Source organism: Vibrio frigidus (assembly GCF_042465995.1).
GTDB lineage: Bacteria > Pseudomonadota > Gammaproteobacteria > Enterobacterales > Vibrionaceae > Vibrio.
Map to the genome: position 1 here is coordinate 590,893 of NZ_JBCDMC010000001.1, position 26,266 is coordinate 617,158.

Genomic DNA, 26,266 nt, shown 5'->3' on the forward strand with positions numbered 1-26,266 from the left:
AATTCTTCATCGACATGATAATCCATAACGAAGATTTTTTTCAAACAAAATAAAATATTTTTTCAAAAAGTTTGAGAGACGTTAAACTTACATTGTGAAAGGAACAAAAGGGAACCATATGAAAACCATGAACAAGATATCAATAGCACTCTTAGCACTAGGTTGCGCTGCTTCTGCTAACGCCGCGATGAAACTAAAGATGGGTATGCAACCGTCTGTCGGTTCGGTTGAATATAACTCAGCCGTTGTATTGGCCGATACACTTAAAGAGCTTAGTGGTGGAGAAATCGAATTAGCGATTTACCCTAGTGCTCAATTGGGTGATGACCGTGCAATGATGCAACAAGTAACGATGGGTGACCTTGACTTTACTTACGCTGAATTTGGTCGTGTTGGTTTGTGGCTCCCACAAGCTGCAGCCGTCATGCAACCTTATGTTATCAAAGATTATGACCATATTCGCCGCGTATTTAATAGTCCTTGGGGCTTGGATATTCGTAAAGAGATGCTAGATAAATTTCAATGGCGTGCTCTTGATACATGGTACAACGGTACTCGTCAAACAACCTCTAATCGCCCTCTTAACAAAATTGAAGACTTTAAAGGTCTGAAATTGCGCGTACCAAATGCGAAATCTCTATTGAGCTATGCAAAATACTCAGGTGCTTCTCCAACACCTATGGCGTTTTCTGAAGTCTATCTAGCGCTGCAAACCAACGCTGTTGACGGTCAGGAAAATCCATTACCGACGATTAAAGCTATGAAGTTTTACGAAGTTCAAGCGAACTTGGCGATGACGAATCACGTCGTTAATGACCAAATGATTATTATGTCTGATGTAACGTGGAATAAGCTTTCAGAAGAACAACGAGATTTTGTGACTAAAGCGGTCGAAAAAGCAGGCGCAGCACATACGAAAACGGTTCAAGATCAAGAAGCAAGCTTAGTCGCTTTCTTTGAGTCTCAGGGTGTTACCGTTTCTTACCCAGACCTCACTCCTTTCCGTGAAGCAATGAAGCCTTTATACAAAGAGTTTGATGAAGAAATTGGTCAGCCAGTTATTGATAAAGTTGCTAATATGTAACCCTCCCCCCGTTGCATATATAACTTATTGAGTTGTTGAAACTGAGCTGTCGAATATCGGCAGCTCTGGAGCATTAAAATGTTAGGTAAGATTTTTAAAAATATTGAAGAGATTATAACGGTACCATTAATGATTATCTTGTTGTGTTTATTGACATGGCAGATAGTTACTCGGTGGCTACTGAATGATCCTTCGCTTTGGAGTGAAGAACTCGCTCGTGTCCTTTTTATGTATATGTCGTTAATAGGCTGCGCGACTGCTATCAAACACAGTTCGCATGTCAAAATAACTTACTTTTCAGACAAGCTGCCTGAAAAGATCAAATTGTGGTTGATAATGAGCCTAGAGTTGGCGGTATTAGCCTCGATAATTGTCATTATTGTTCTTGGTTATCAGCATGTTCAACGCACTGCTTTTTTTGAACTGATCACGTTAGGTATCTCATCCAAATGGATGAACTACAGTCTTCCAATCGGGGGATTATTTATGGTTGTGCGTCAATTGCAGAACCTTTCTGATATCGCGCGTTCAATTAAAAAATGTGGTGTATCAGCATCCAAAGACTCACAGATAACGGAGAGGTAATCAATCATGGCAGGTTCTATTTTTGGCTGGCTGGCTCTTCTCTTTGCAGGGATGCCAGTAGGATTTTCATTGATGTTCGTTGCGATTGCTTTTTTGGTATTAACCAATAGCACTGGCATCAACTTTGCCGCTCAGCAGATGCTTGGCGGTATCAATAACTTCACACTACTCTCAGTACCATTTTTTGTTCTTACTGGACATTTAATGAATAGTGCGGGTATAACAGAACGCATTTTTAACTTTGCTAAATCCCTCGTTGGACATGTGACAGGAAGCTTGGGTCACGTAAATATCATGGCAAGTTTGTTGTTTTCAGGTATGTCAGGGTCAGCACTTGCTGATGCCGGAGGTTTAGGCCAGCTTGAAATCAAATCAATGCGAGACGCAAAATACGATGATGACTTTGCCGGTGGCTTAACGGCGGCATCTTGTATTATTGGGCCTCTCGTTCCCCCGTCAATTCCATTGGTTATATATGGGGTGGTGTCTAATACCTCCATAGGTGCACTGTTTTTAGCGGGTGCGGTTCCTGGGCTGTTATGTGCGGCTGCGTTGATGGTGATGAGTTATGTCATCTGTAAAAAGCGCGGTTATATGACACTGCCAAAAGCCAGTTGTCGTGAACGTTTTATCTCTTTTAAAGAAGCGTTTCTTTCACTTCTGACTCCGGTCATTATCATTGGTGGCATCTTTTCCGGTAAATTTACACCAACAGAAGCGGCCGTCGTTTCCTCTCTATACGCGTTATTCTTAGGCGTTGTGGTTTACAAACAACTTACGCTTAAAATGTTTGTCGATGTTTTAAAAGAGACGGTTAACACGACTGCAGTGGTTGCGCTTATGGTGATGGGCGTAACGGTCTTTGGTTGGATAGTGGCTCGTGAACAGCTTCCTCAAATGATGGCTGATTACTTCCTTACTATCAGTGATAACCCGTTAGTTCTATTGCTTCTGATCAACTTATTGCTGCTGTTTTTGGGTACGTTTATTGAATCGTTGGCGTTATTGTTACTGCTTGTTCCATTCTTGGTTCCTGTGGCAGCGGCGGTGGGTATTGATCCTGTTCACTTTGGTGTGATGGCCATACTGAACTTAATGATCGGTATTTTGACGCCACCGATGGGCATGGCGCTTTATGTTGTGTCACGTGTAGGTGATATTCCATTCCATGTCTTGACTCGTGGTGTTATACCGTTATTGGTACCGCTGTTTGTTGTGTTGTTTTTGGTGGCGGTGTTCCCTCAGATTACGCTATTCCTTCCTGAACTATTGTTGGACTACGGTCAATAAACGAACGCGATTAAAGTAAAAAATCATCTTATTCAGTCAGGGTAAATATACCCTGGCTATTCAAAAATCTAGGATTAATTAGAATGAAAAAACTACAAGGCTTAATTGCTGCTCCACACACGCCATTTGATACCAATAACAAAGTCAATTTCTCAGCCATTGACCAAATAGCAGAATTGCTTGTTGCACAGGGCGTTAAAGGTGCATACGTTTGTGGTACAACCGGTGAAGGTATCCACTGTTCTGTAGAAGAGCGCAAAGCGATTGCTGAGCGTTGGGTTAAAGCGGCAGACGGTAAGCTCGATCTTATCTTACATACTGGTGCGCTTAGTATTGTTGACTCACTAGACCTAACTCGTCACGCTGAAACATTAGATATCTTTGCAACATCAGCAATTGGTCCGTGTTTCTTCAAGCCGGGCAGTGTTGAAGATCTCGTCGATTATTGTGCGCAAATTGCCGCAGCGGCACCGTCAAAAGGATTCTATTATTACCATTCGGGCATGTCGGGCGTAAATCTCGATCTGGAACAATTCCTGATTCAAGGTGATAAGCGTATACCAAATCTATTTGGTGCTAAGTTCAATAACTCTGATCTATACGAATATCAACGCTGTGTTCGTGTTGCTGGTGGTAAATTCGACATTCCATTTGGTGTTGATGAGTTCTTACCAGCAGGTCTTGCGGTTGGCGCGGTTGGTGCGGTTGGTAGTACATACAACTATGCGGCGCCATTGTACTTAAAAGTGATTGAAGCCTTCAATGCGGGCAAGCAAGATGAAGTCGCTCGTTTGATGGATAAAGTTATTGCTATTATCAGAGTATTGGTTGAATACGGTGGTGTTGCTGCAGGTAAAGTGGCTATGCAATTGCACGGTATCGATGCAGGTGACCCTCGCACACCAATTAAATCGCTAACAGCGGTACAGAAAGCCGATGTCTTGGCAAAACTACGTGATATTGATTTTCTATAAACGTCTTTTTCGTAGATAACATATAAAAGCCTGAACTTAGATACTCAGGGTTTTAAAATGCTGGTTCTGACACATTCGTTTTCTCAAGAAGGGATCGTCACAAAGGAACCAGCATTGAACACGTACGTTATCCTAATGAGCGTTTTCTATTTTCAGTGAAATAGCAAACGTCTTTATGTTTTCAATAAGTAAGATGATTACTCAAAAAACAAGCGATAAGCTCGCGATTCCCTCAAATAGTAGAGCGAACAACCAAACGTTTGAAAAAGCCTTTGTTCCAACATCACCCAGATGCTAGATAAAATACAACATAGTTAGTGCCAATGTATGTGTGCTCTGTTATTTTAACGATGTATAAAAAATCAATTGTGAGGCCATTGTGAATTCGCCTAAAAATCTATTAGTTCGGTTGCGTTCTAACATCGAACCTCTAAGTAAGAAACTAAGAATTGTTGCGAACTATGTCTTAGAAAATGCGTACGATGTACAGTTCCAAACGATAACCGAACTGGCTCGAAATACCCAAACCAGTGAAGCCACGGTTGTGCGTCTTTGTCGAGATTTAGGCTATAAAGGGTATTCTGATTTTCGAATGGCCTTAGCGGTTGATGTCAGTCAGGTTGCGCGAGATACGGCGGAGCCGAGTGACGGTGACATCTGCGACATCTCTGCTCAGAGTGCTATCGCAAGCTTACAAGATACGGCTAAGCTGATTGACCGAAAATCGATGAAGCGGATATGTGAGTTGATTCATCATGCTCAATTTATAAGTTGTGTCGGTGTAGGTGCATCGAGCATTGTTGGACGTTACTTGGCTTTTCGCCTGATTAGAATCGGCAAAAGAGTCACCGTGTATGAGGACACACACCTAGCGGCCATGAATGCGGCGCGTTGCAGCGAAGGTGACTTGTGGATCTCTGTATCCAGTTCTGGTTCAACGAAAGAAGTTATCCACGCGGCGAAACAAGCGTACAAGCGCCATGTTCCAGTGGTGACGTTAACCAATATTAGTCATAGCCCCTTATCCGCTATATCTACTGAAATGTTAGTGGCTGCTCGTCCTGAGGGGCCATTGACAGGCGGTGCATTTGGCTCGAAGGTGGGCGCATTGTTGTTGGTTGATGTATTGGTGAACTCTCTGCTAGAGACTTACCCTGAATACTCAGAATCAGTGCGAGAAACCGCAGAAGTTGTCATGCCTTTAATGAGTTAGTTGCCTGACGGTATTGTAAAAAGCTCATCATTCGATGGGTTTTTTTAGCATTTAAGATAAAAATATTTTTTATTGTTACATAGATCAAAGAAATATTTTTTCATAGATCGATAATGTGCACGAACCAAAAAACGAATCATAAAGAAACAATAGGTTTAAATAAGGACATTAGAGTAATGAAAAATAGATTAAATTTTTGTGCTAAAACATCGTTAATGATTACATCATTGTTGGTTAGTGCGTCAGCTTTAGCGGCCAATCAATGGCCCGACTTACCTGTAGGCTTAAAAAGTGGAGTGAGCGCTCAGATAGGTGACAAGTTGTTTGTTGGTTTAGGTTCCGCAGGTAAAGAATTTTACATGTTGGATCTTAATAGTGTTGATAAAGGTTGGCAGAAAAAGGCCAACTTTGATGGCCCTGCACGAAGTGGGGCAACGGCCTCTGTTATCGATAACGAAATCTATATCTTTGGCGGGTCAGGTAAAATACAAGAGTCAGACGCTGCGCCAGTTCTGTTTGACACGATTTATCGTTATAACGTCAAATCAGATGCGTGGGCGCAAGTGAACAGCGCCTCTCCAGTTGGGCTATTGGGTGCCTCATCGTATTCTCCAGACGGCAAAAGCATTGTCTTTTTTGGCGGTTATAACAAAGGCTATTTCGACCAATACTTGTCTGATGTTTTGACGACGGATAAGAGTAAAGAACCTGAGAAATGGCAGAAAATTGTCGACGATTATATGGGTATGAAGCCATCTGACTACAAATGGAATCGCTCTGTATTAACGTTCAAACCTGAAACGGGTAAGTGGGTTGATATGGGGTTGTCGCCTTATTTACCAAACTGCGGTTCAGCAGTAATTACGGACGGTAGACAAGCAACAATAATCAGTGGTGAAATAAAACCAGGCTTAAGAACGGCCGAGGTTAAACAGTATCAGTATGGTCAACCACAACCGTGGCAGAGCCTACACTCTCTTCCTGCACCATCCGGTTCTCCTGTTCAAGAAGGTGTCGCGGGTGCATTCGCTGGCGAAAGTAACGGAGCACTAATCGTTGCTGGAGGCGCAAATTTCCACGGGGCAAAAGGCGCGTTTGAAAGCGGGAAGATGTTTGCACATAACGGCTTTGGCAAAGCATTTAACCCAGAAATGTACGTATTAAAAGATGGCTTATGGGCTCAAGTTAATAACCTACCTGAAGGGCTCGCATACGGTGCTTCTTTCACAACGAACGATGGGGTACTTATTGTTGGCGGTGAAGATGGTGCGCGTAAAGCCAGTAAGACAGCGTACTTACTAAGCTGGAACGGTAAAGATGTCACCATTCAAGATTAATGTTTGGAGTAATAAATGTCTGTAGTTCTTAAAAATTTGCCAGATTTACCTGAAGGGGTAAAAAACGGCGTCGCAACAAGAGATGGTAAGACGCTCTATGCCGGATTGGGTAGCGCAGGAACGCGTTTCTTTTGTCTCAATTTGGACGACCTGTCTACAGGTTGGCAACGCGCTAATGACTTTCCGGGTGTGGAAAGGAATGACGCGGTATACATTACAGACAAAAAAGGTGTTTGGGTATTCTCAGGGGCTGGAACCCCTGAGGGTTCTCAACATGCACAGGTACTTATTGATGTGCATCGATTCGATTTTTTAGACAGAAAATGGCACAAAGTAGCGACTGAGACACCGGTTGGTTTGTTAGGTGGCAGTGGTTGTGAAATATCAAAAGGGCAGTTCGTGTTTTTTGGCGGATACAACAAGCAAACCTTTGATAATTTCTGTCAGAAGATGGCAAATATAGATACAGACAAAAATCCACAGGAGCGACAAAATCTGCTGACGGAATTTATGTCTCAAGAGCCTGAAAAATACGGTTGGAATAAAGATATTCTTCGGTATGACACCCATCAAAATCGTTGGGAGTTGATACAGGAAAATCCATTTGCGGCGAACTGCGGTGCAGCCTTAATCTCGGAAGGCAATAAGGTTACCTTGATTGATGGAGAGATCAAACCAGGCTTGAGAAGCACTAAAGTGAAACAGTTTACATTTGACGAAACCTGTCGTTTTGAATCGTCAGTTCTTACATCTATTCATTCAGATAAAGAAGAGCATGAAGGGTTAGCTGGTGCCTATTCTGGTGAGTTGAATGGTCACTATTTTGCACTCGGAGGCGCTTATTTTGTGGGCAGTCAAAACAACTTAAGAAATGGCCAGTGGTATACGCACCAAGGACTGACGAAGCACTACAGCGATGCCGTGTGGCGCTTGGATGGTAAGTCATGGAAAGTCGTGGCGCGGTTGCCAGAAGGCGCAGCTTATGGTGCATCCGTTAGCTGCGAAAAAGAATTAATACTCGTTGGTGGTGAAAATTCCGCCCAACAAGCATTAGTACGTTGTTATTTAATCAGATGAATTTGGGTTGCTAACCCCTATTAGTATTTCTGAGTTCATCTGCAACTAATTAACAACAGGTTGAATCACCAGCAATTGTCTAGTCAACATTTGCTGGTGATTTGCCACTTTCAAACGATCTTCTCTATTATCAAATCATCGGTACATACAAGCCGAAAAGAGCCTTTAATGACAAATAACAAATATCTAATACTCGCGGCCGTCGTGTTGCTTCAAGCTTGTATTGGCGGGACCTATTCATGGTCAATTTACGACGCGGAATTTATCCAAAACTATCAAGTCGATCCCGTGTATTCAACGATGCCTTTTAACGTGTTTTATGTTGTGTTTCCCCTGACATTACTGTTTTCTCACCGCATAATTTCTCGTTTTGGTACTCGAATGAGTGCGCAGATTGGTATCGCTCTTTTTGCTTGTGGGTGGCTCCTCTCTAATTTTGGTGACGTTAATTTTATCTTCACTATTATCGGTGTTGGTGTCATAGGGGGCATCGGCGTTGGACTCACCTATCTCGTGCCTATATTGGTTGGTATAGCGTGGTTTCCCGATAGAGGCGGTTTAATTACAGGACTAGCCGTTGGTGGCTTTGCTGCCGGAGCAGCACTTGTGGGTGAGTTTTCTAATTATCTGATTTATATTGCAGAATTTACGCCGTTTACTGCCTTGGCGGTGGTTGGAGGGCTTTATTTTGTTGTTGGGTTTATCCCGGCGACGCTAATGTATCGACCGATGACGGCCTACCATCAATCGAAAGAGACGTTCCATATCAATCTGAGTGACTTGCTTAAGGACCCATTATTTTTGGGTTTATTTATTGCGATGACCGTTGGCCTAACGGCTGGTTTCTTTGTAAACAGCAAGATTGTACTCATCGCCGGAAATGGGTTTGAGTCGTTTATTTCTTTGGTTGCCGTATTTGCATTGTGTAATGCAATAGGGCGGGTCGCATGGGGGGCAATGAGCGATATCATCTCTGTAAGCAATTGTTTGAAGGCGAACCTATTGCTACAGGCGATATCAATATTTAGCCTGTTATGGCTATTCAACTTTGAGTCCTCTCCGTTAGTGCTAGCCGCGTTGGCTGGATTTAACTACGGTGGTGTCCTTGTATTGTACGCTTCAAGAGTGCGTCAGAAATGGGGAGAGAATGCACTAACCAAAGTATATTCTTGGTTGTTTTTGTCGAACATTGTTGCCGCTATCGTTAACTCTTTTTTAAGTGGCATCTTCTCGAACTCTGGAGCAGAGAGTGTCGCGATAATCCTAACCGTAATACTTGTCGTTGGTTTCGTGGGGCTATTTTATAGGCGCAAGCTGGTCAGCATCACAAGCTAATCTGATTCATAAAAACACGACAGTCATTAGGGTTGTGCTGTTCATTTTAGACGACCAAATCTCGTCATCCCCATGAAAGTGGGGATCTAAACTCACCAAGATTCCCGTTTTCACGGGAATGACGAAGTATTTAGCACTAACCGAACAGCATTACGTTTGCACGGGAATGACGTCGAATTAGTGGGTACTTTGCCTAAACTGATCATCATTGCGCCAATACGGTATTTCACATTAAAAATACCTATTACTCGAACACATACGATTCGGGTACCACAACGATACCTCTATCAGAAATGGTAAAGTGTTTGGCATCCTCGACTGGATTAAGTCCAATTTCTGTACCATCTGGTATTTTCACGTGTTTATCAATAATGCAGTTTTTAAGTTGGCAGTTTTCGCCCACTTCTACGTGATCAAATAGAATACTATCAGAGACCGTTGCCCCATCATTGATCCGCACATTAGACGATAAGACGGAATTTTGCACCGAACCGCCAGAGATGATCACACCGCTTGAAATAAGTGAGTTGATAAAAATCCCTTCATTGCCTGTTGCGGAGGAGGTCGTTCTCGCGGGCGGTAATTGCGGTTCATATGTACGGATTGCCCAATCGCGTTGATATAAATCCATTGGAGGGACTGGCTCTAATAAATCCATATTGGCTTGATAGAAAGAGTCGATAGTACCGACATCGCGCCAGTACGCATCTTTGGTCACTCGTCCGGTATCGCCACCAAACTTATGCGCAAAAACCTTATCCTGATTAATCAGTTTAGGGATAATGTTTTTACCAAAATCGTTGCTAGAGCTGGGGTCCTCTGCGTCTTTGTCTAAGGCTTCAATTAATGCATCGATAGTGAAAACGTAGATACCCATAGAAGCCAGACTATTATTCGGGTCGTTTGGGAGTGAAGCGGGTTTTTCAGGTTTTTCTTCGAATGCGATGATTTTGTTTTGTTCATCTGTAGCCATTACGCCAAATTCGCTCGCTTGTTCAATGGGGACTTCCATACACGCGATGGTTAGATCTGCCCCTGTCTCTTTGTGGCGCTGAATCATTGGGTCGTAATCCATACGGTAAATATGGTCACCGGAAAGTACCACCACATACTTTGCCTCACTACGAGATAACAGCCACAGGTTCTGATAAATGGCATCAGCCGTTCCGCTATACCATTTATCACCTTTCCTCATTTGAGGCGGCACGACGGTAACGTATTCACCGAGCTCTGGATTAAACACTGACCATCCGTCACGAAGATGTTTTTGTAGTGAATGTGACTTGTACTGTGTGAGGACTAAGATTCGTCGTAAACCGGAGTGTAGGCAATTGGTCAGGGTGTAATCGATGATTCGATATTTCCCACCAAACGGTACTGCGGGTTTTGCCCTATTGTCGGTCAGTGGTGACAGACGCGATCCCATTCCTCCGGCGAGTACTACCGTTAAAGTCTCTTGCATTTTTATCACTCCCTGATTCAGTGCATCTGATTAATTATGGATTATTTACGTAGAACGATTCAAGGATCGAGCCAATTATTAACCATATGAAATATAAGAACATTTAATTCGAGACGTTTACTAATGCACCATAGTAAAGCGAACTAAAAATTGGGGTGCACCAAGATAACGCAGAAACTGTTTGTCATGTGCTACAAAATGACGCTTGTATGGTCTCTATGAACCAGTCGTATCGGGCTGGCAGGGATCGATATCGCTTCTGTACAAGATACAGGGATTCCTTAATTTCTGTTGTTAGGGGTAAAATAGTGATTTGGTCTTGATCTGGAAACGCATTCACTGCACTGGATGGAAGCAGAGTAAAACCTAACCCTTTTGCGACAGGGTAAAGTATCTGGCTTAGCTGATTAATATAGCCAGAATGTTGGATGTTATTTAGTTCATGTTCTTGATTATAGGCGGACAAAAACTGAAGTAAGTAGTGTTCGCAATCTGGGTGATTGATAATACCTAATGATTTTAGGCCGTCTAGATTCCAGTCTTGGGAATTAAACCCTTTTGGCACGACTAAACACAGTTTTTCTTCACCGATCAACTGGTACTCAAGTTGAGGAGAGGGAATTTTTTGTGTCACGATGCCCAGATCAATCTTGCGGTTTAATAACTCATCGACGATGCGATAATTTGGTGCAGATTCTAATGAGATGAATAAGGATGGATGCTCTATTTGCCGGTTGAGAAAAACCGCTTGAAGCTGCATACATAAAGAACCAGACATCGAAAACAGACAATTGCCAATATAGGGCGAGTCAATTTTAACCGCTTCTATCAGTGCGTTTTCATGTTGTTGTAGTGTCAATGCGTATTGGTAAACCTTTTGGCCTGCGTCTGTGAGTTCAAACTGTTTGCCTGTTTTCTCGAGCAGTGAGGCATTTAATTGTACTTCCAATTTTTTAATATGCTGGCTTACACCGGGTTGAGTCATGAACAATTTTTCAGCCGTTTTGGTGAAATGACCAATTTCAACCAAAGTGATGAATGTGTTTAACCACTGCGCGTTGAGCATAAAGATGAACCCTAAATTAATAACAAAATATTATTAAAACAAGAGTAATTGATAAATATTGATTAATCTAGCTCCATTTCTTTATTTTGGCCATCATACCGTATTGCTCAGGACGTCTAATAAATAGCCATGAACAACTGCTATATTATCTTTAGGTATTTGATAATTGGGTGAAAGCATGCGCACTAATTCAATATTTTTCTTTGTTATTCTCTCTTTCTTTTCTGGTTCAGCATTGGCTGAATCCGCCTTCGATATTGTCGATAGATCAGACAAGCAGATGCGTGGAGACTCGAGTTATACCGTAGCAACAATGAACATTATTCGACCGGATTGGACTCGTAGTATGAGCATGAAAAGTTGGACAAAAGGAAAAGATCTTTCTTTGGTTTTAGTGACTGCACCAGCGAAGGACAAAGGCAGCGCCTCGCTTAAACGCCAACGTGAGATGTGGAATTGGATTCCTAGTATTGAACGAATAATTAAAATCGCCCCCTCTATGCTAAGTCAATCTTGGATGGGTTCCGACTTTACCAATGACGATCTGATCAACCAGTCGTCCATTGTGGTGGACTATGACCACGTGCTTATCCAAGATGAACGGTTCGATGGAGAATTGACTTATGTCATCGATGCCGTTGCCAAGCCAGACGCACCTGTCGTGTGGAGTAAGGTGCGCCTTTGGATTTCCAAAGAGACGTATCTACAACGTAAAGTTGCGTTTTATGATGAGTTTGATGAGCTCGTTAATCTAATGCAAACCTATGATATTAAATCACTAGGTGGTCGAATGATTGCGACGCGTATGGAGATGATCCCGGCAGAAAAAGAGGGTCACAAAACAGAAATGATAACCCACGAAGCGCAATTTGATTTTGAAATTGGTGATAACTTTTTCTCGCAAAGCCAGATGAAATCTTTACGTGATTAACGTGAGATGGAAGGGTAGATTATTAGAGCAGATCAATAAAGAGGGACGAGCATGTTAGTCAAGTTAGCATGGCGTAATCTATGGAGGCAGAAACGGCGCACGTTTTTGACGGCTTCCGCCCTCGCGTTGGCGTTGTTCCTTTCTCTGTTGGTAAGAACGCTACAAGAAGGCACCTATCAAGCAAATATTGAAAATTCAGCTCGTTTCTATACAGGTCTCATTCAAGTCCAACATCCCGATTACGCGGATAGCTTAAGTATTGATGATGTTATCGCGACAACTGGGGAGGTACTTGTTCCAATAAAGTCTCACTCTTACATCAACGTCATGTTGCCGCGTATTGAGTCATTTGCGCTTGCGGCTTCAGCGGAAAAGTCGAAAGGGGTTGTCGTGATGGGTGTCGATCCTGAGAAAGAAAATAACTACTCAAAGATCAGCGAGAAAGTGACGTTAGGTGAATATTTAACGGCTGATGATAAACAGGTTCTTGTTGGTGAAGGATTGGCAAAATTCTTTGACCTGTCTGTTGGTGATGAGCTGGTTTTGTATGGTCAAGGGTATCGCGGTCAAACCGCCGCAGGGCTGTATCGGATTAAAGGGCTCATTCGCTTCCCATTACCACAACTCGATAATCAATTGGTGTATCTACCACTTAAACTCGCGCAAACCTTATACAGCGCAGATGGTCTTGTCACTTCATGGGTATTGCACACCAAGGATATCACTCAGTTAGATCAAACCGTTTCGCAATTGAAGGCCAGCTATGGTGATAAATACAATGTCAGAGATTGGAAAGATTTGGCCCCAGAATTATCTCAGCAGATCGCCATGGACAAAGCCGGTGGGATTTTTCTGATTTACCTACTTTATGGTGTGGTTGGTTTTGGTTTATTTGCGACTATTTTGATGATGACTTTAGAACGCCAAAGAGAATTTGGTGTTATGTTGGCTACCGGAATGTTGAGATCTCGTCTATTGCAACTGATCGCTATTGAGTCTGTATTCATCGCCTTTATTGGTGTGATGGTGGGGTTGCTCGGTTCGTTTCCTGTTCTGACCTATCTCTATTTCAATCCTATTGAGATCACCGGAGAGTCGGCACAGCTCATGCGTGACTCTGGATTCGAACCGGTAATGCCTGTGCTTCTAGCGCCTTACCTGTTTATTAATCAGATCCTCTCTGTGTTGACAATTTTAGTGCTTAGTCTTATTTATCCTATGCTCCGAATCTTAAAGCTAGAGCTGGTTAGCGCATTAAAAGGTGGTGCTCATGCTCATTAAGTTAGCTTGGCGTAACCTTTGGCGGAATAAACTTCGGACCGGAATTATGCTCGGCGCCATGATATTTGGTTTGATGGGTGTGGTGACCATGATGGGCTTTATGTCCGGAATGGTCGACAACATGGTTCACAATGCAATTGCATGGCAAACCAGTCATGTGCAAATTCAAAACAAGAATTATGTCGAGAACCCAGATATAAAGGATCTCATCGATAAACCGGATGTTATTTTTGAAGACCTTAGTCGAAACCCCGATGTTTTAGCGTGGTCTGGTCGATTTTTGGCCGATGGCATGATCGGGTCGGCAAGAAGCACGCGAGGGGTCAGAATAAATGGTGTGGATATTGAATCAGAAAGCCGAGTTACGCCAATTTTAAGCAGCATAATGCGGGGAGAAAGCCTTGCAATTGAAGGAAGAAACCCGGTTTTAGTTTCGCAAAAAATAGCCGGAAGACTCAAGCTTAAAATTGGGTCTAAAGTGGTTCTGACATTTACGGATGGGCGAGGGGAAGTCACGGGCTCGGCTTTCAGAGTGCGAGGTATGTTTAAAACACCCTCCACCACGTTTGATGATAATAACGTCTATGTGCGAAAAAAAGATGTAGAAAAAATAGCCCACCTTACTGGGGTCCACGAGATAGCGATCCTATTGAAAGATGAAATAAACACGCAAAAAGAGGGCGCTTTATCCGAATTTACTGCCCAATTACGCGCACTCAGTTCTGAGCAAAACAGGGTTCGTGATTGGACCAAAGTTCAACCTATGTTGGCGTCTATGATCGCGACGATGGGGATCAGTAATGTCATTATGCTCGCGATTTTTGTCATCGCGATGGGCTTCGGTATTGTCAATATCATGCTGATGTCAGTATTTGAACGCACCCAAGAGTTTGGGGTCTTGATGGCGGTTGGCATGCAGAAACATAAGATTTTTCTCTTGATTATGCTTGAAACGATTTGGCTAGGTATTTGTGGTGCCGCACTTGGCCTTTTGGCAAGCATGACGATGATTCAAATCCTGCAGTTTACAGGTTTACCTTTGGGAGAAATGGCGGAAGGCCTCGGGGCGTATGGCGTGGATACGGTGCTTTATCCGAGAGTTTCTGCCTATGAGTATGAGGTAATTTTCTTTACAGTGGTCTTCTCAAGTCTTATTGCAGCACTTTACCCAGCTCGGCAAATATTAAAGCAGCGGCCTGTCGAAGCCATGTCAGAGAAGCATTGATTTTCCCATAGAGGTGGATATGACGATTCAAATAAAAGGTTTATGTAAGACCTACAATCAAGATACGGATTTTCCGGTCTATGCAGTGCAGAACCTCAACCTTTCTATTGGACAGGGTGAGTTTGTGGCGGTGATGGGCCCGTCAGGCTCGGGTAAAACCACGTTACTGAACATGCTAGGTGGAATTGACACGCCTACTTCAGGTGAAGTTAACATTGACGGTTGTAATATCTGTACGCTCAAAGAGAAGCAATTGATCGCGTTTCGCAGAGATAATATTGGCTTTATTTTTCAAGACTACAGCTTACTCCCGGTGCTTACAGCGGTTGAGAATGTGGAATTCGTTATGCAGTTACAGGGTCAAAGCAATGAAGCGTGTTTGACTCGCGCAAAGGCGCTACTTACTCAAGTTGGGCTAGAGAATCAATTGAATAAGGTACCGAGTAAACTGTCGGGTGGTCAGCAACAACGTGTGGCCGTAGCGCGTGCGCTTGCCCCTAGGCCGAGGTTTGTTATGGCGGATGAACCGACGGCGAACTTGGATGCGAAAAGTACCGCTGAATTGCTCGATATTATGCAGCAACTAAATGAAAAAGAAGGGACTACATTTATCTTCTCTACCCATGATCCAAGAGTGATTAGACGCGCTAAGCGAGTGATAGTTTTTGAAGATGGCCAACTTACGCAAGACAATTGGAACACCACTGAAACGCAAGATGAAATAGCGTAATGTTTAATTCCCGTTACCGTGTTTTTGCCCTGACATTAGCATTTTCGAGTTTTGCCGAAGCCGATATTCCAGGTTTACAACCCGAAAAGGCGTGGGATTTGAGTGGTTATATTAAGTACATGGGCACTGCAACCTTGCCAGATGGAGGCGATAACTTATTCGACAACCTTGTCCATCAACGCTTTAATTTCGAATACCGGTTGAGTTCAAATCTACGTTTTAACGCGGGAATGAGAAATCGATTCATCTGGGGTGATTCTGCCGAAAGCCTTTATTACTCTGACTACATCGGATTGGATTTAGGGTATGTCGATCTGTCAAAAAACTGGGCCGAAGGAGAGAGAACGGTTGGAAATAGTCAACTAGATCGACTCTATATTGACTGGAAAAAAGACAATTGGCAGATTACTGGGGGACGATTTCGGATTAACTGGGGCATGACGACCGTGTGGAACCCTAACGATGTATTTAATTCTTATTCTATTTATGACTTTGACTATGAAGAAAGGCCGGGCACGGATGCACTTTCGCTAAGTCGGAAGCTCGGCTTTGCAAGTAGTTTTGACCTTGTTTATAGCCCAAATGAGAAACACCACCTTAACAGCTACGTAATGCGCTATCTTTTTAATGTAGAGGAGTGGGATATTCAATTGATAGGTGGAAAGGCAAGATTAGATAACGTCATAGGCGTGGGCATCGCTGGGGATATTAAAGGTGGTGGATTAAGGGCGGAGGTGAGTTACTTTGACCCAACGCAGGATAGTTGGCAAGACGTCGATCAGGTCAGCGCGCTGGTCTCCAGTCTAGAGATGGATTACAGCTTCGGTGGACAAGGTAACTGGACCGTTAAAGGTTCGATTATGCACAACTCGAATCCGCTAGCGCCCATTAATGCTAACGCCTTTCTTAGTTTGCCTTTAACGGCAAAAACCCTGAGTTTTACAGAGTTAACCAGTTACCTGGATGCAAGCTTTGAGGTGTCAGCGTTGAGCCGAGTTACGTTGTCGACTATTTACTACCAAGATGGTTCTTATTTCTTGGGGTTGTCCAATAACTATTCCCTTGCGAATAACTGGCAGTTGCTCGGTGTCGTGCAATATTTCGATGGGGATAAAGATAGCCTGTTTTCACAATCCTCCAGCACCTTAATGTTTGCACAAATTAAATGGAGTTTTTAGTGATGCGTTGCGTCAATTTGGTGAATAAAGCACCAAAATGAGTCTATAAGACGGTCAAAACTTCCTGTGTTATAAAAATTTCACATTTCACCCTGTGTTTGTGTATGGCATTTATGCGTGAGATTCTGAGCGCCACAGATTGTTATGTATAAATTGAAAATATTTTAACACATTGATATATATTTAATTTTTATATATTCTGATGCTTATCTTACATAATGTGTCGTATTATATTTTTCAGAAACGGTATATTCAACGTTCTACGCCCCCATCGCTCCCCCTAAAATACTTCATAAAAGGGTGATTTACTTCTCATGTTGGTATCTATAATGCACTCAATTCTACAGTATTAGGTTGATGTCCTTTCGATGTCACCTAGTTGTTCCAAGTAGCTTGCTTTCTTCCTATCGGAAATGTGTCCGATGATTTTCTCAGCAAGCTCGTATAGAAGGAAAATGAAATGACTAACTGTTTCTCAGATAAACAACGATCGCTTTTTGATAAAACGGACGTGATCCTCCATGCGTTTGATTGGCAATATGCCTATGTTGCAGGAAATGCAAAAGAAATCAGTGAATTAGGCTATAAAACTGTCCTCGTTTCACCCCCAATGAAATCGGCAATTCGTGATGATGGCACCGAGTGGTGGCAGCGTTATCAACCACAAGACTACCGGATCATTGATAACCAACTTGGTAATACCAACGATTTTTCTGCCATGGTCCAGAGGCTAAATGAATTTGGCATCCGTGTTTATGCCGACGTAGTATTCAACCACATGGCAAATGAAGCCTACTTGCGTTCTGATCTTGATTATCCGAACGAGTTCGATATGCAGCGTTATCGTGCCGATTGGGAAGAGATCCAAAAACTAAGATTGTTTGGAGATCTAAGCCTACCTTTGTTTACGGAAGATGATTTTGTTGAAGCCTTTGGTATCGAAGATTGGAAAGACAAGTGGGAGGTTCAAAACGGTCGCATCACGGGTGGTCATGAAGACCCGGGTTTACCCACTTTACGACATAACGACAATGTGGTGTTAAAGCAGCAGGCCTATCTAAAAGCACTAAAAGAGATGGGCGTCGCGGGCTTTCGTATTGATGCCGCAAAACATATGACATTAGAGCACCTACGCAGGGTGTGGACTGATGACATCATGAAAGATGTACACATTTTCGGTGAGATCATTACCGATGGTGGTGCTTCAAAAGAAGAGTATGAGATCTTTTTGCAGCCATACTTGGAAAGCACCAAGCTTGGTGCTTATGATTTTCCACTATTTACTACGGTTTTTGAGGCATTTCAACCCAAGGGTGATATGACTTCATTAATTAATCCATATACGTTTGGCCAAGCGTTATCTAACACTCGTGCCATCACGTTTGCTATCACCCACGACATTCCAAATAACGATGTGTTTAGTCGCCTTGTGATGGAAGAAACGAATGAATGGTTAGCCTATTGCTATATTCTTGGCCGAGATGGTGGTGTACCACTTGTTTATACGGATTTAGATACCAGTGGAATAGTAGATAAATGTGGTCAACCTCGTTGGATGAACGCGTGGAAAGACCCAAGAATGGCGAAAATGATCCGTTTCCATAACTTTGCACACGGTGAACCGATGAAGCGAATGCTTGGGGATGAGGATTTTCTTATTTTTTCTCGAGGAGAAACTGGCCTTGTTGCCATCAATAAATCCGATCATAGAATCGAGATTAGTATGGACTGGCAAAAAGATATGCTTGATCTACTCAGCGATTCAAAATTAAAAGTGGATAAGGGGGAGCTTAATTTCACTCTTGAACCACAAAGTTGCATGATGATGGTCGCGATAGATTTATAGTACTTCTAGTCAATAGTCTAGTAATAGTGCCAAGGAAGCGGTTTTATATCCCAAATAATTCTTCCATCCAGGTTCCGTAATTATGTGTATCTTTTTTTAAAAAGCCGCGTTATTTTAGTGGGCTGCAAGTAAATATATAGCGGAAAGGATATCGCGATGAATTGGGCTCTTTTGAGTGTCTTTATACCTACGTTTTTCTTTGTATCGATTACCCCGGGCATGTGTATGACTTTGGCACTAGGTTTGGGGATGAGTGTTGGGTATAAGCGCGCATTGTGGATGATGGCTGGTGAAGTGGTTGGCGTTGCGCTCGTTGCTGTCGCGGCTGTTTTAGGTATTGCCGCGGTGATGCTGAATTACCCATGGTTGTTTATCGCTTTCAAAACGATTGGTGCATCTTATCTGTTCTATTTAGGCATTCAGATGTGGCTATCAAAAGGTAAGCTCGCATTAAGCGGCGATACCACAGAAATGCCTGTTGGAAGAAACTGGGACCTTGTGGTTCAAGGTTTTGTTACCGCCATTGCTAACCCGAAAGGGTGGGCGTTTATGGTTTCACTTCTTCCTCCTTTTATCGACAACAGCAAGCCACTCACCACTCAATTGATTCTATTAGTCTCGATAATTATGGTGTCAGAATTTGTCTGCATGACACTTTATGCAACCGGTGGGAAAGGGCTTAAACGTGTACTTGGGCATTCTAAGAATGTACGGTTTATGAATCGAATCTCCGGTACCTTGATGATGGGCGTTGGCGTGTGGTTATTTGTGAGTTAATGGGGATAAATGAACGTTGAACTTTTGGCCTCAAAATGCTACCCCATTAAAAACAATCCTGACCATGATAGCGTTTTGCTTATAACAGGACTTTTTTGTTTATTTTGACGACCATTTTCTTAATCGCTTTGGGTGTATCGACGCAAATCATTGGTCTGTGAGGTTGATTAGGGTAAAAAATGATAAAATCGCCAGAGGTAAGATTAACATACTTTTCATCGATAACATCGTCGACAAAAGCGATATCGTTGTTATCAAGTTGATTCTCGGTAACGGTTTCATACCCTTTGTAGCTGTATCCAAATCTCTCTTCGCCATCGAGTAAAATCTGAATATCCATGAAATCGTTATGAATTTCAGATCGTCTCATCTCGAGTGTTTCGGTGTCTACTTCTGCGGTAAAAAGGAAAATATCCTCTTGCAGGTAGTGTTTACCGTCTGGCAGTTCATTACGTTGAATCATATCGGCGACCGTATTGAGGATGTCTTTTACAATAGGATGCAGTTGTGAAGAAAGGGCGAGGTTATCTAAGTTACCAATGTGCATATTAATGTCTCATTATTGAATTCGCTATTGTGAGCATATCAGGATTATAAGTCAGTACAAAAGACATTGACGCCGTTTATCAAGGGTGGTTAGCCACTAAATGCGAATAAATCAACTCTCTTTAAACTAAAGGCATAGACAATGCACTCACAATGCATTACAATGTATATACAAATTAGAAAGAGGAGATATAATAATGAAACCGGTTATGATCAATAATGAATCTCTAGGTTTTATCGAGCGCATTTGTCTGTTTTCACTGGCCGTCGTTGTTTCGGTGCTCGCGCTAGTGTAAGCCGTATATTAAGTATTCGCTCATAAGAATAACAAGAACCCCATTAACTGATTCAGTTGATGGGGTTTGTCTTATGCATAAGGTTATTTATTGTTTACCTAACAGGGCCTGCATCATCCTTCCCAATACGCATAGCAAAATGGATGAAAATACCCTAAAATCTCGCTTTGCTTACCAATGATAATTAAACCTGTGGAATTGAATTGATGAAAAAATGGCTACTTCTATTAGTACTATCCTTTAATGCCACTGCAGCATGCCAAGTTGATGATACGGGTGTCAGTAACGTTATAGTCAATGATATGTTGGGATTTATATCGAATAAAGATTCGATCATGTCCCGAGTTCTAAAAAAAGACGGTTATGAAGGCTACGATGAGTATGCACGCAATAATCCTTATTCAGAGATACTGAAACAACTAACGTTGTTGAATGAAGATGATAAAGAAGTATTGGAAGATGTTCACTTGAGTCAATCGTTAGACGACCTAAAAAAGGTCATTCGCAGTTGTACGGAAAAAGATCTGAAACGACAATTGCAGTTTCTGATGGATGACCATTATGCTCAATATCGTGAAGCGATGCAGGGTAAAAATAAGCGAGTAGAAGAATCTTTATCGTTGATATTAAAAGATATTAATAATAATTAATAATAAGTGCTGATGACATAACGAACCTGATCAGCATTTATCTTAAAATTTCACAAGAAATCTTGCTTGTAGCACAGTAGAATACCGCTTCTAAAAGTGTGAAGTGAGTAGAATCGTGGATAAAAGTCAATTTGAGTTGTTAGCGCCGGGTGGCGATTTAGAGTCGATTAAAGCGGCGATTGTTGCTGGTGCTGATGCAGTCTATTGTGGCCTAGATAGGTTTAATGCCCGTAATAGAGCTGAGAATCTGAGTTTAGAGAACCTTAATGATGTTATTGAGGTTGCGCATCAACGTGACTGTAAGATATTCCTCACGCTTAACATTATTATTTTAGAGAATGAAATTCCTGCGATAACCCGTCTGTTGAAGCAACTTGTCAGCACCAAAGTAGACGGTGTTATTGTTCAGGATATTGGTCTGGCTTACATCCTCAAACATCACTTCCCAGAGCTAGATGTCCATGCGTCCACTCAACTCAACACCCACAACGAAGGGCAGATTCTGTTTATGAATAAACTTGGCGTTAGCCGAGTGAATTTATCCAGAGAGTTGAACATCAAAGAGATAAAACGACTCGCTCAGTTTGGACTTGAACACGATGTATTGATGGAAGTATTTGTTCATGGTTCATATTGCATTGGCTTTTCGGGTTTGTGTTATATGAGCTCCGCTAAAAATGGTGCGTCGGGAAACAGAGGTCGCTGTAGTCAACCTTGTCGAGATCAATATCAAACGACGGAAGTGGGCAGTGACTATCCGCTTAATATGAAAGACAACTCGGCTTTTGGTGATCTGAAAGAGCTAGCAGATGCCGGTGTTTATTCACTAAAGGTAGAAGGACGGATAAAGAAAGCACATTATGTGTATACCGTCGTTGATAACTGGCGCAAACAGATTGATGCGTATTGCGATGGGCAAGATCTCCTAACGGACACTTCTGATCTTTATACTGTGTTTAATCGTGATTTTTCAGATGGTTATCTGCAAGGTGAAATCAGCAATAAGATGTACATTAACCATCCGCGGGATAACGCTTCAAGGCACTTTGTTAAAATATACGGTGTAACAGCGGAAGAAGATGTAAAAAAAGTACAACAAGATCTGTTCGATAAGAAAACAGATATCATGCGTATGGTGGAAGAAAAGACAAAAAATCTATTGTCTGACTCTACACCATCACATGTTGTAAGCTTAAAAGCTGGTGGCGTGGATACGATTCCCAAATTGGTGGCACATACTCCCAAAGATGAAGATGCTCGTTTGTCGGTACTAATATCAAATCAAGCAGATATTGAAAAGGTGCAAGGCGACAACACGGATCTCTATTTTGAGTTACCCAACGCACTGGCTTATTCGCTCAAAGAGTTGCTGGATGTGTTCCACTCGAATGAAGCCTTGATTCCGTGGTTTCCTGCTATTCTTATCGACAAAGACTATGATGCCGCTGTTGAATTTTTAGATGAGGTAAAGCCGGCTCTGATTGTTACCAACAATATGGGGATTGGTTATTTGGCCGCAGAGAAAGGAATTGCGTGGATTGCAGGCCCACAATTCAATATTGTTAATTCGTATGCGCTTAAGTGTTTAAAAGAAGAGTTCAATTGTAGCGGTGCGTTTATCTCAAACGAGATAACAAGAATTCAGATGAGACGGATAGTTCGTCCTGAGGGGTTTCAGCTTCTGCACAGTATCTACCACCCCAACGGCTTGTTAACCAGTCGCCAATGCTTGTTCCAGCAGACGAGCGGTTGCAAGAAGATGAAGATTAACAAAGGGTGCTTACCGCGTTGTAACAAGCATACGTCTATCATCAATTTCAATGAATCGTCTTATATTATCGATAAACAAAAAGGGAACCATAACACCCTTTATGGTCATCATCATTTCTACAATCCAAATGTTGTTCATGACTTGCCTGAGCTGTTTACTGGTTTTATGGTTGATCTGCGAGACATTGAGACGATGACAAAAACAAAGGCAGATAAGGGGGAACTGGTTACTATGTTTACTGACCTGATTCTTCATAAAGAGAATTCGCAACAGACACTAGAAAGTAATCTCGTCGGTACGGTCAACAACCAATACATTAAGGGCTTATAGAAGCCTTTGTTGGGAAAGACGTCAATTAAGTTTCTATATTGAAGGTATTGTTGAATGAAGCGCTAAGGCAGGCGCTTTTCGACGTACATTTCGTTGATCTCTGAGAAGAGCAAGAACCACTGTCGACCACTCTATCTAGCCATTTCTAGATTATGAATAGATTATTAATGGATTTATAATAGAGTGATCTTCTCCCCAATATTGATCTTTATTATAATTAAATATAGAATAATAAATTATTTTAATAGCTCATAATTTTTCTGCGTCACATGGATGTTTTGTGTGGATATTAGGTTTTTAGCGCTAACGTGTAAAAAGTTTATAGCTTGTGTCTGTAACAGGGAACAGAATGCACAAACAGATAAAAAAACAGATCATTCAAGATTCATTCATCTCTTTCGCCGTCCTATTTTTCGCAATTGTATTGTTTGAGAATTTTGAGGTATTTGAAAAAGTTATATTTTTTCTAAAAAATCAAGAGGATAAGCAGTTAGATGAACTGTTTCTTGTCATCCTTTTAAGCCCTGCTGTTTTGTTGTGGTTTTCCATTCGCCGTTTTAAAGATGCACTTAGTCAGGTTCAGAAAAGAATACTCGCGGAGCAAGAATTCCAGAATAAACTAAAGTTTGATGCGTTGACCGGTTTACCCAACGGTGCTTTCTTTGAAAGCTTATTGGATGAGAAGGTAGAAAGCCTTACTGAGTCGGATGTTACCTTGGTTCTAGTGTTGGTCAATATAACTGAATACGAAAACCTCTATAACTGTTACTCCTCAGAAGAGGTTGATAACAGCTTGATAAAATTAAGCGACCGAATCAGTGATATTTCTGGTCTGAACTGGATAATTGCCAAACCCAGTCGCAATACGTTTGCACTGTTGATCGAACTGCCTGACGGTCAAAGCGTCGATGTTTTGGCTCGCAACTTGTCTGAACAGCTAAAATTTAACAAACTAAATGCTCGGGAACCGACCATCTATTGTAAATTAGGGCTGACTTCTCTTAGCCACACTGAAAAGGCTATCTCTTCCGTCAATATGAGCATGCAGGCGCACGAAGCGCTTTATAAGAGTAAGCATGATGATGATGCAACTTATACAATTTATCAGAAGGCAGAAGAAGAAAGGAAGCTAAGCGAATTTAAGATGAGAGAGGAGCTTAGTTTAGCGATAGAGAACAATGAACTCACTTTGTATTTTCAGCCCCAAGTCGCATTGAATTCGGGAGAAGTGTTAAGTGCAGAGGCATTGGTTAGGTGGAATCACTCTAAAAAAGGGTTCTTAACACCAGACAAATTTATCCACCTGATTGACAACCACCCCATTAGTAGTCGTTTCGGTGAGTGGGTAATTCAAACTGCCCTCAGAAAAATCGCAAAACATAATAATATTTCTATTAGTGTCAATATAACCGCTTGTCATATTGAACGAGCTAAATTTGTTGAAAGTCTGAAAAAACTGCTGGACCAATACCCAATGGTGTGTCCGAGCAAACTGAAAATAGAGCTCACAGAAAGCGCGAGCATAACCGATTATAAGCAAGTAGAGCTGACGATGAAGGAGTGCAGAATCCTTGGTATCCAATTTTCACTGGATGACTTTGGCACCGGACATTCGGCATTGAATCAACTGAGAATTTTACCTGTCTCGGAGATAAAAATTGATAGAAGTTTTATCCAAAATTTTTTAACAGACCGAACGGACTTTATGATGGTGAGTTCTATCATTGGGCTAGCAAAAAACTTCAACCTTGAAGTGGTCGCTGAGGGGATTGAAACCATGGAACAGTTTACGACGTTAAGCGAATTAGGCTGCCAGAAAGTGCAAGGGTATTTATTCTCTAAACCATTGGAAACGTCGGCATTTGATGGTTGGGTGAACAACTATAATGAACTAAATCTCTTACCAGAACAGAGGCTACAGACTAAAAAAGATCGTATAAAGAGCAAGAGCAAGGGCAGAGCATGATCTTCACGTGGGGCTATCATCAGAGCCTATTGTGATCTGATGTGGGTTCGTCAGAATGGTAATTGAGCATGCAAAGGCCTGACGTGTGTCAGACCGAACAGCATACTGTTGATGGGCGTCTCGTTCGTTTAATCGTGATTACAAACGAGGAGAAATAGAATCGATATATTTAAGCCTACATTAGCTTTGCAAAATCTTTAATGGCAATCCAAGCATGTCATTGCCGCTGCCAGCTAAATACCAAATAATACCAATTAAACAGATAACGGTAATAAAGTACCAACACGCTGAAAAAACTTGTCCAGATCTGTCTAATGGTAACAAGTGGCTAACGTGGCGGGCTTTCCATTCGAAAACAATTTCGACGCTGCCAATCAATAACATAAGCCCAAGTAGGGTCAGATTTAGCGTATAGCTCAAATATACACCAAAGGCAGCACCTGCAATACAGAATGATAATCCGACAATAGAGTTCATAGAAAAGCTGATACTTTTTAAAATATGACCCCCATCAAGCGGCAAAATAGGCAATAGATTAAAGAGGTTCAGCAGTGCATTGAAGGCCGCGAGACCTGCAAAAAAATCCAAATCGGTTACCCAGTAAACAATAAGAGAGAGTCCCGACATCAACAGGCCAAAGGTCGGTCCCATGATTGAGATGACCACATCTTGCCAACGGGTGTTAATACGTTCATCACTTAAGGCAAGTCCTCCCATGAAGGGGATAAGGTAAATGCCTTTGGTTTTCATTCCAAAGTATTTCATCGCTCGAATATGGCCATATTCATGGAACACCAGACAAGCAATAAGTGCCAAAGCAAATTGTACTGAAAATAACCATGAATATGCCGCCACACTAGCCCCAACGAGTACAACTTTAATGACTTTGGCGCTTTTCAACAGCTTGAAGCCTAACGATGTGAGGCCAATTATGCTGAGTTTTTTCTGTTGTTTGATAAGTGTGACGGGCGTCTGTTGTTCGATATCTTTGGTGTTTCGAGTACCTTGGAAAGCCAGTTCATTATTAACAAAAAGCTGATAGCTAATCGAAAATGGTTGCCACGTTAAATCCGTGGTCAAGCGTACTGCAATGGTTTGTATTAGTGCCGTCTCCATAGACGGGTCAGTTATTTCTGTCATGCTTGCTGGTTGCGTTTGAAGTTCAAACTGATGTTCTTTAATGCCTTGGTAGTCGGCCGATGCCGGCATAACAGAAACGAGATTGTTGTCCCAAAAAAGTTGCTGCCAACCAGCCATAGAACCTTCGAGACGAAGCGATTTACCTAGGCAATCAATATTTAATAATTCCAATGTGT

22 protein-coding genes are annotated in these 26,266 nt (G+C 42.0%); 18 read left to right on the plus strand and 4 right to left on the minus strand.

Translation table 11 applies throughout. The features are described 5' to 3' along the window. The first annotated feature begins 118 nt into the window (after nt 1–118). The 8 genes from AACW90_RS02630 to AACW90_RS02665 all read left to right on the plus strand — a co-directional run bounded on the left by AACW90_RS02630 (nt 119) and on the right by AACW90_RS02665 (nt 8,895). The gene (locus AACW90_RS02630; RefSeq protein WP_390230355.1) at nt 119–1,084 is read left to right on the plus strand and encodes a sialic acid TRAP transporter substrate-binding protein SiaP; all 966 of its coding nucleotides are present in this window, start codon (nt 119–121) and stop codon (nt 1,082–1,084) included. A gap of 78 nt (nt 1,085–1,162) precedes the next feature. Continuing rightward, complete coding sequence (locus AACW90_RS02635; RefSeq protein ID WP_390230357.1) at nt 1,163–1,669, plus strand: TRAP transporter small permease; 507 nt, start codon at nt 1,163–1,165, stop codon at nt 1,667–1,669. A 6-nt stretch (nt 1,670–1,675) separates the two neighbouring features. Further along, nucleotides 1,676–2,959 carry a TRAP transporter large permease gene (locus AACW90_RS02640; RefSeq protein WP_390230359.1) on the plus strand — a complete coding sequence of 428 codons (1,284 nt, stop codon included), beginning with the start codon at nt 1,676–1,678 and terminating at the stop codon, nt 2,957–2,959. Between the two features lie 83 nt (nt 2,960–3,042). Beyond that, nucleotides 3,043–3,933 (plus strand): dihydrodipicolinate synthase family protein, encoded by an 891-nt coding sequence (locus AACW90_RS02645; RefSeq protein WP_390230362.1) that lies wholly within the window; start codon nt 3,043–3,045, stop codon nt 3,931–3,933. 379 nt (nt 3,934–4,312) lie between these two features. Next, nucleotides 4,313–5,146 carry a MurR/RpiR family transcriptional regulator gene (locus AACW90_RS02650; protein ID WP_390230365.1) on the plus strand — a complete coding sequence of 278 codons (834 nt, stop codon included), beginning with the start codon at nt 4,313–4,315 and terminating at the stop codon, nt 5,144–5,146. 176 nt (nt 5,147–5,322) lie between these two features. Continuing rightward, entirely contained in the window at nt 5,323–6,483 is a 1,161-nt protein-coding gene (locus tag AACW90_RS02655; protein ID WP_390230367.1) for an N-acetylneuraminate epimerase, read from the plus strand. Between the two features lie 15 nt (nt 6,484–6,498). After that, nucleotides 6,499–7,560: a YjhT family mutarotase gene (locus tag AACW90_RS02660; protein ID WP_390230370.1), complete on the plus strand. Its 1,062-nt coding sequence runs from the start codon at nt 6,499–6,501 to the stop codon at nt 7,558–7,560. Nucleotides 7,561–7,728: 168 nt separating this feature from the next. Further along, nucleotides 7,729–8,895, plus strand: coding sequence for an MFS transporter (locus AACW90_RS02665; RefSeq protein WP_390230373.1), 1,167 nt, complete (start codon nt 7,729–7,731; stop codon nt 8,893–8,895). Between the two features lie 244 nt (nt 8,896–9,139). On the opposite strand, the gene glgC is transcribed toward AACW90_RS02665, so the two are convergent. Together glgC and AACW90_RS02675 are read right to left on the minus strand one after the other, a co-directional pair. After that, nucleotides 9,140–10,357 (minus strand): glucose-1-phosphate adenylyltransferase, encoded by a 1,218-nt coding sequence (glgC, locus tag AACW90_RS02670; protein ID WP_390230375.1) that lies wholly within the window; start codon nt 10,355–10,357, stop codon nt 9,140–9,142. A gap of 184 nt (nt 10,358–10,541) precedes the next feature. Beyond that, a complete protein-coding gene (locus AACW90_RS02675) occupies nt 10,542–11,423 on the minus strand; it encodes a LysR family transcriptional regulator (RefSeq protein ID WP_390230378.1) in 882 nt (293 codons plus the stop codon). Between the two features lie 178 nt (nt 11,424–11,601). On the opposite strand from AACW90_RS02675, the gene AACW90_RS02680 reads away from it, so the two are divergent. From AACW90_RS02680 to AACW90_RS02710, 7 genes are all read left to right on the plus strand, one after another. Continuing rightward, the gene (locus tag AACW90_RS02680) at nt 11,602–12,354 is read left to right on the plus strand and encodes an outer membrane lipoprotein-sorting protein (protein ID WP_390230381.1); all 753 of its coding nucleotides are present in this window, start codon (nt 11,602–11,604) and stop codon (nt 12,352–12,354) included. A 51-nt stretch (nt 12,355–12,405) separates the two neighbouring features. Further along, complete coding sequence (locus AACW90_RS02685; RefSeq protein ID WP_390230384.1) at nt 12,406–13,635, plus strand: ABC transporter permease; 1,230 nt, start codon at nt 12,406–12,408, stop codon at nt 13,633–13,635. Then, complete coding sequence (locus AACW90_RS02690) at nt 13,625–14,860, plus strand: ABC transporter permease (protein ID WP_390230387.1); 1,236 nt, start codon at nt 13,625–13,627, stop codon at nt 14,858–14,860. Before AACW90_RS02685 ends, AACW90_RS02690 begins: the two co-directional genes overlap by 11 nt. Nucleotides 14,861–14,879: 19 nt before the next feature. Then, entirely contained in the window at nt 14,880–15,590 is a 711-nt protein-coding gene (locus AACW90_RS02695) for an ABC transporter ATP-binding protein (RefSeq protein ID WP_390230389.1), read from the plus strand. Further along, nucleotides 15,590–16,768: a hypothetical protein gene (locus AACW90_RS02700; protein WP_390230392.1), complete on the plus strand. Its 1,179-nt coding sequence runs from the start codon at nt 15,590–15,592 to the stop codon at nt 16,766–16,768. Before AACW90_RS02695 ends, AACW90_RS02700 begins: the two co-directional genes overlap by 1 nt. Nucleotides 16,769–17,228: 460 nt before the next feature. Next, nucleotides 17,229–18,614: an alpha-amylase family protein gene (locus tag AACW90_RS02705; RefSeq protein WP_390230395.1), complete on the plus strand. Its 1,386-nt coding sequence runs from the start codon at nt 17,229–17,231 to the stop codon at nt 18,612–18,614. 156 nt (nt 18,615–18,770) lie between these two features. Then, nucleotides 18,771–19,391: a LysE family translocator gene (locus AACW90_RS02710; protein WP_275137817.1), complete on the plus strand. Its 621-nt coding sequence runs from the start codon at nt 18,771–18,773 to the stop codon at nt 19,389–19,391. Between the two features lie 79 nt (nt 19,392–19,470). Here the strand turns inward: AACW90_RS02710 and AACW90_RS02715 are convergent, their stop codons facing one another. Further along, nucleotides 19,471–19,938 carry a NanQ anomerase/TabA/YiaL family protein gene (locus tag AACW90_RS02715; RefSeq protein ID WP_390230399.1) on the minus strand — a complete coding sequence of 156 codons (468 nt, stop codon included), beginning with the start codon at nt 19,936–19,938 and terminating at the stop codon, nt 19,471–19,473. Between the two features lie 501 nt (nt 19,939–20,439). Between AACW90_RS02715 and AACW90_RS02720 the strand changes: the two genes are divergently transcribed. From AACW90_RS02720 to AACW90_RS02730, 3 genes are all read left to right on the plus strand, one after another. Continuing rightward, nucleotides 20,440–20,883 (plus strand): hypothetical protein, encoded by a 444-nt coding sequence (locus AACW90_RS02720; protein WP_390230402.1) that lies wholly within the window; start codon nt 20,440–20,442, stop codon nt 20,881–20,883. Nucleotides 20,884–20,998: 115 nt separating this feature from the next. Beyond that, nucleotides 20,999–22,984, plus strand: coding sequence for a U32 family peptidase (locus AACW90_RS02725; protein WP_390230405.1), 1,986 nt, complete (start codon nt 20,999–21,001; stop codon nt 22,982–22,984). 349 nt (nt 22,985–23,333) lie between these two features. After that, a complete protein-coding gene (locus AACW90_RS02730; protein ID WP_390230408.1) occupies nt 23,334–24,950 on the plus strand; it encodes a putative bifunctional diguanylate cyclase/phosphodiesterase in 1,617 nt (538 codons plus the stop codon). A 180-nt stretch (nt 24,951–25,130) separates the two neighbouring features. Here the strand turns inward: AACW90_RS02730 and AACW90_RS02735 are convergent, their stop codons facing one another. After that, entirely contained in the window at nt 25,131–26,261 is a 1,131-nt protein-coding gene (locus AACW90_RS02735) for a site-2 protease family protein (protein WP_390230410.1), read from the minus strand. Between the last annotated feature and the right edge of the window lie 5 nt (nt 26,262–26,266).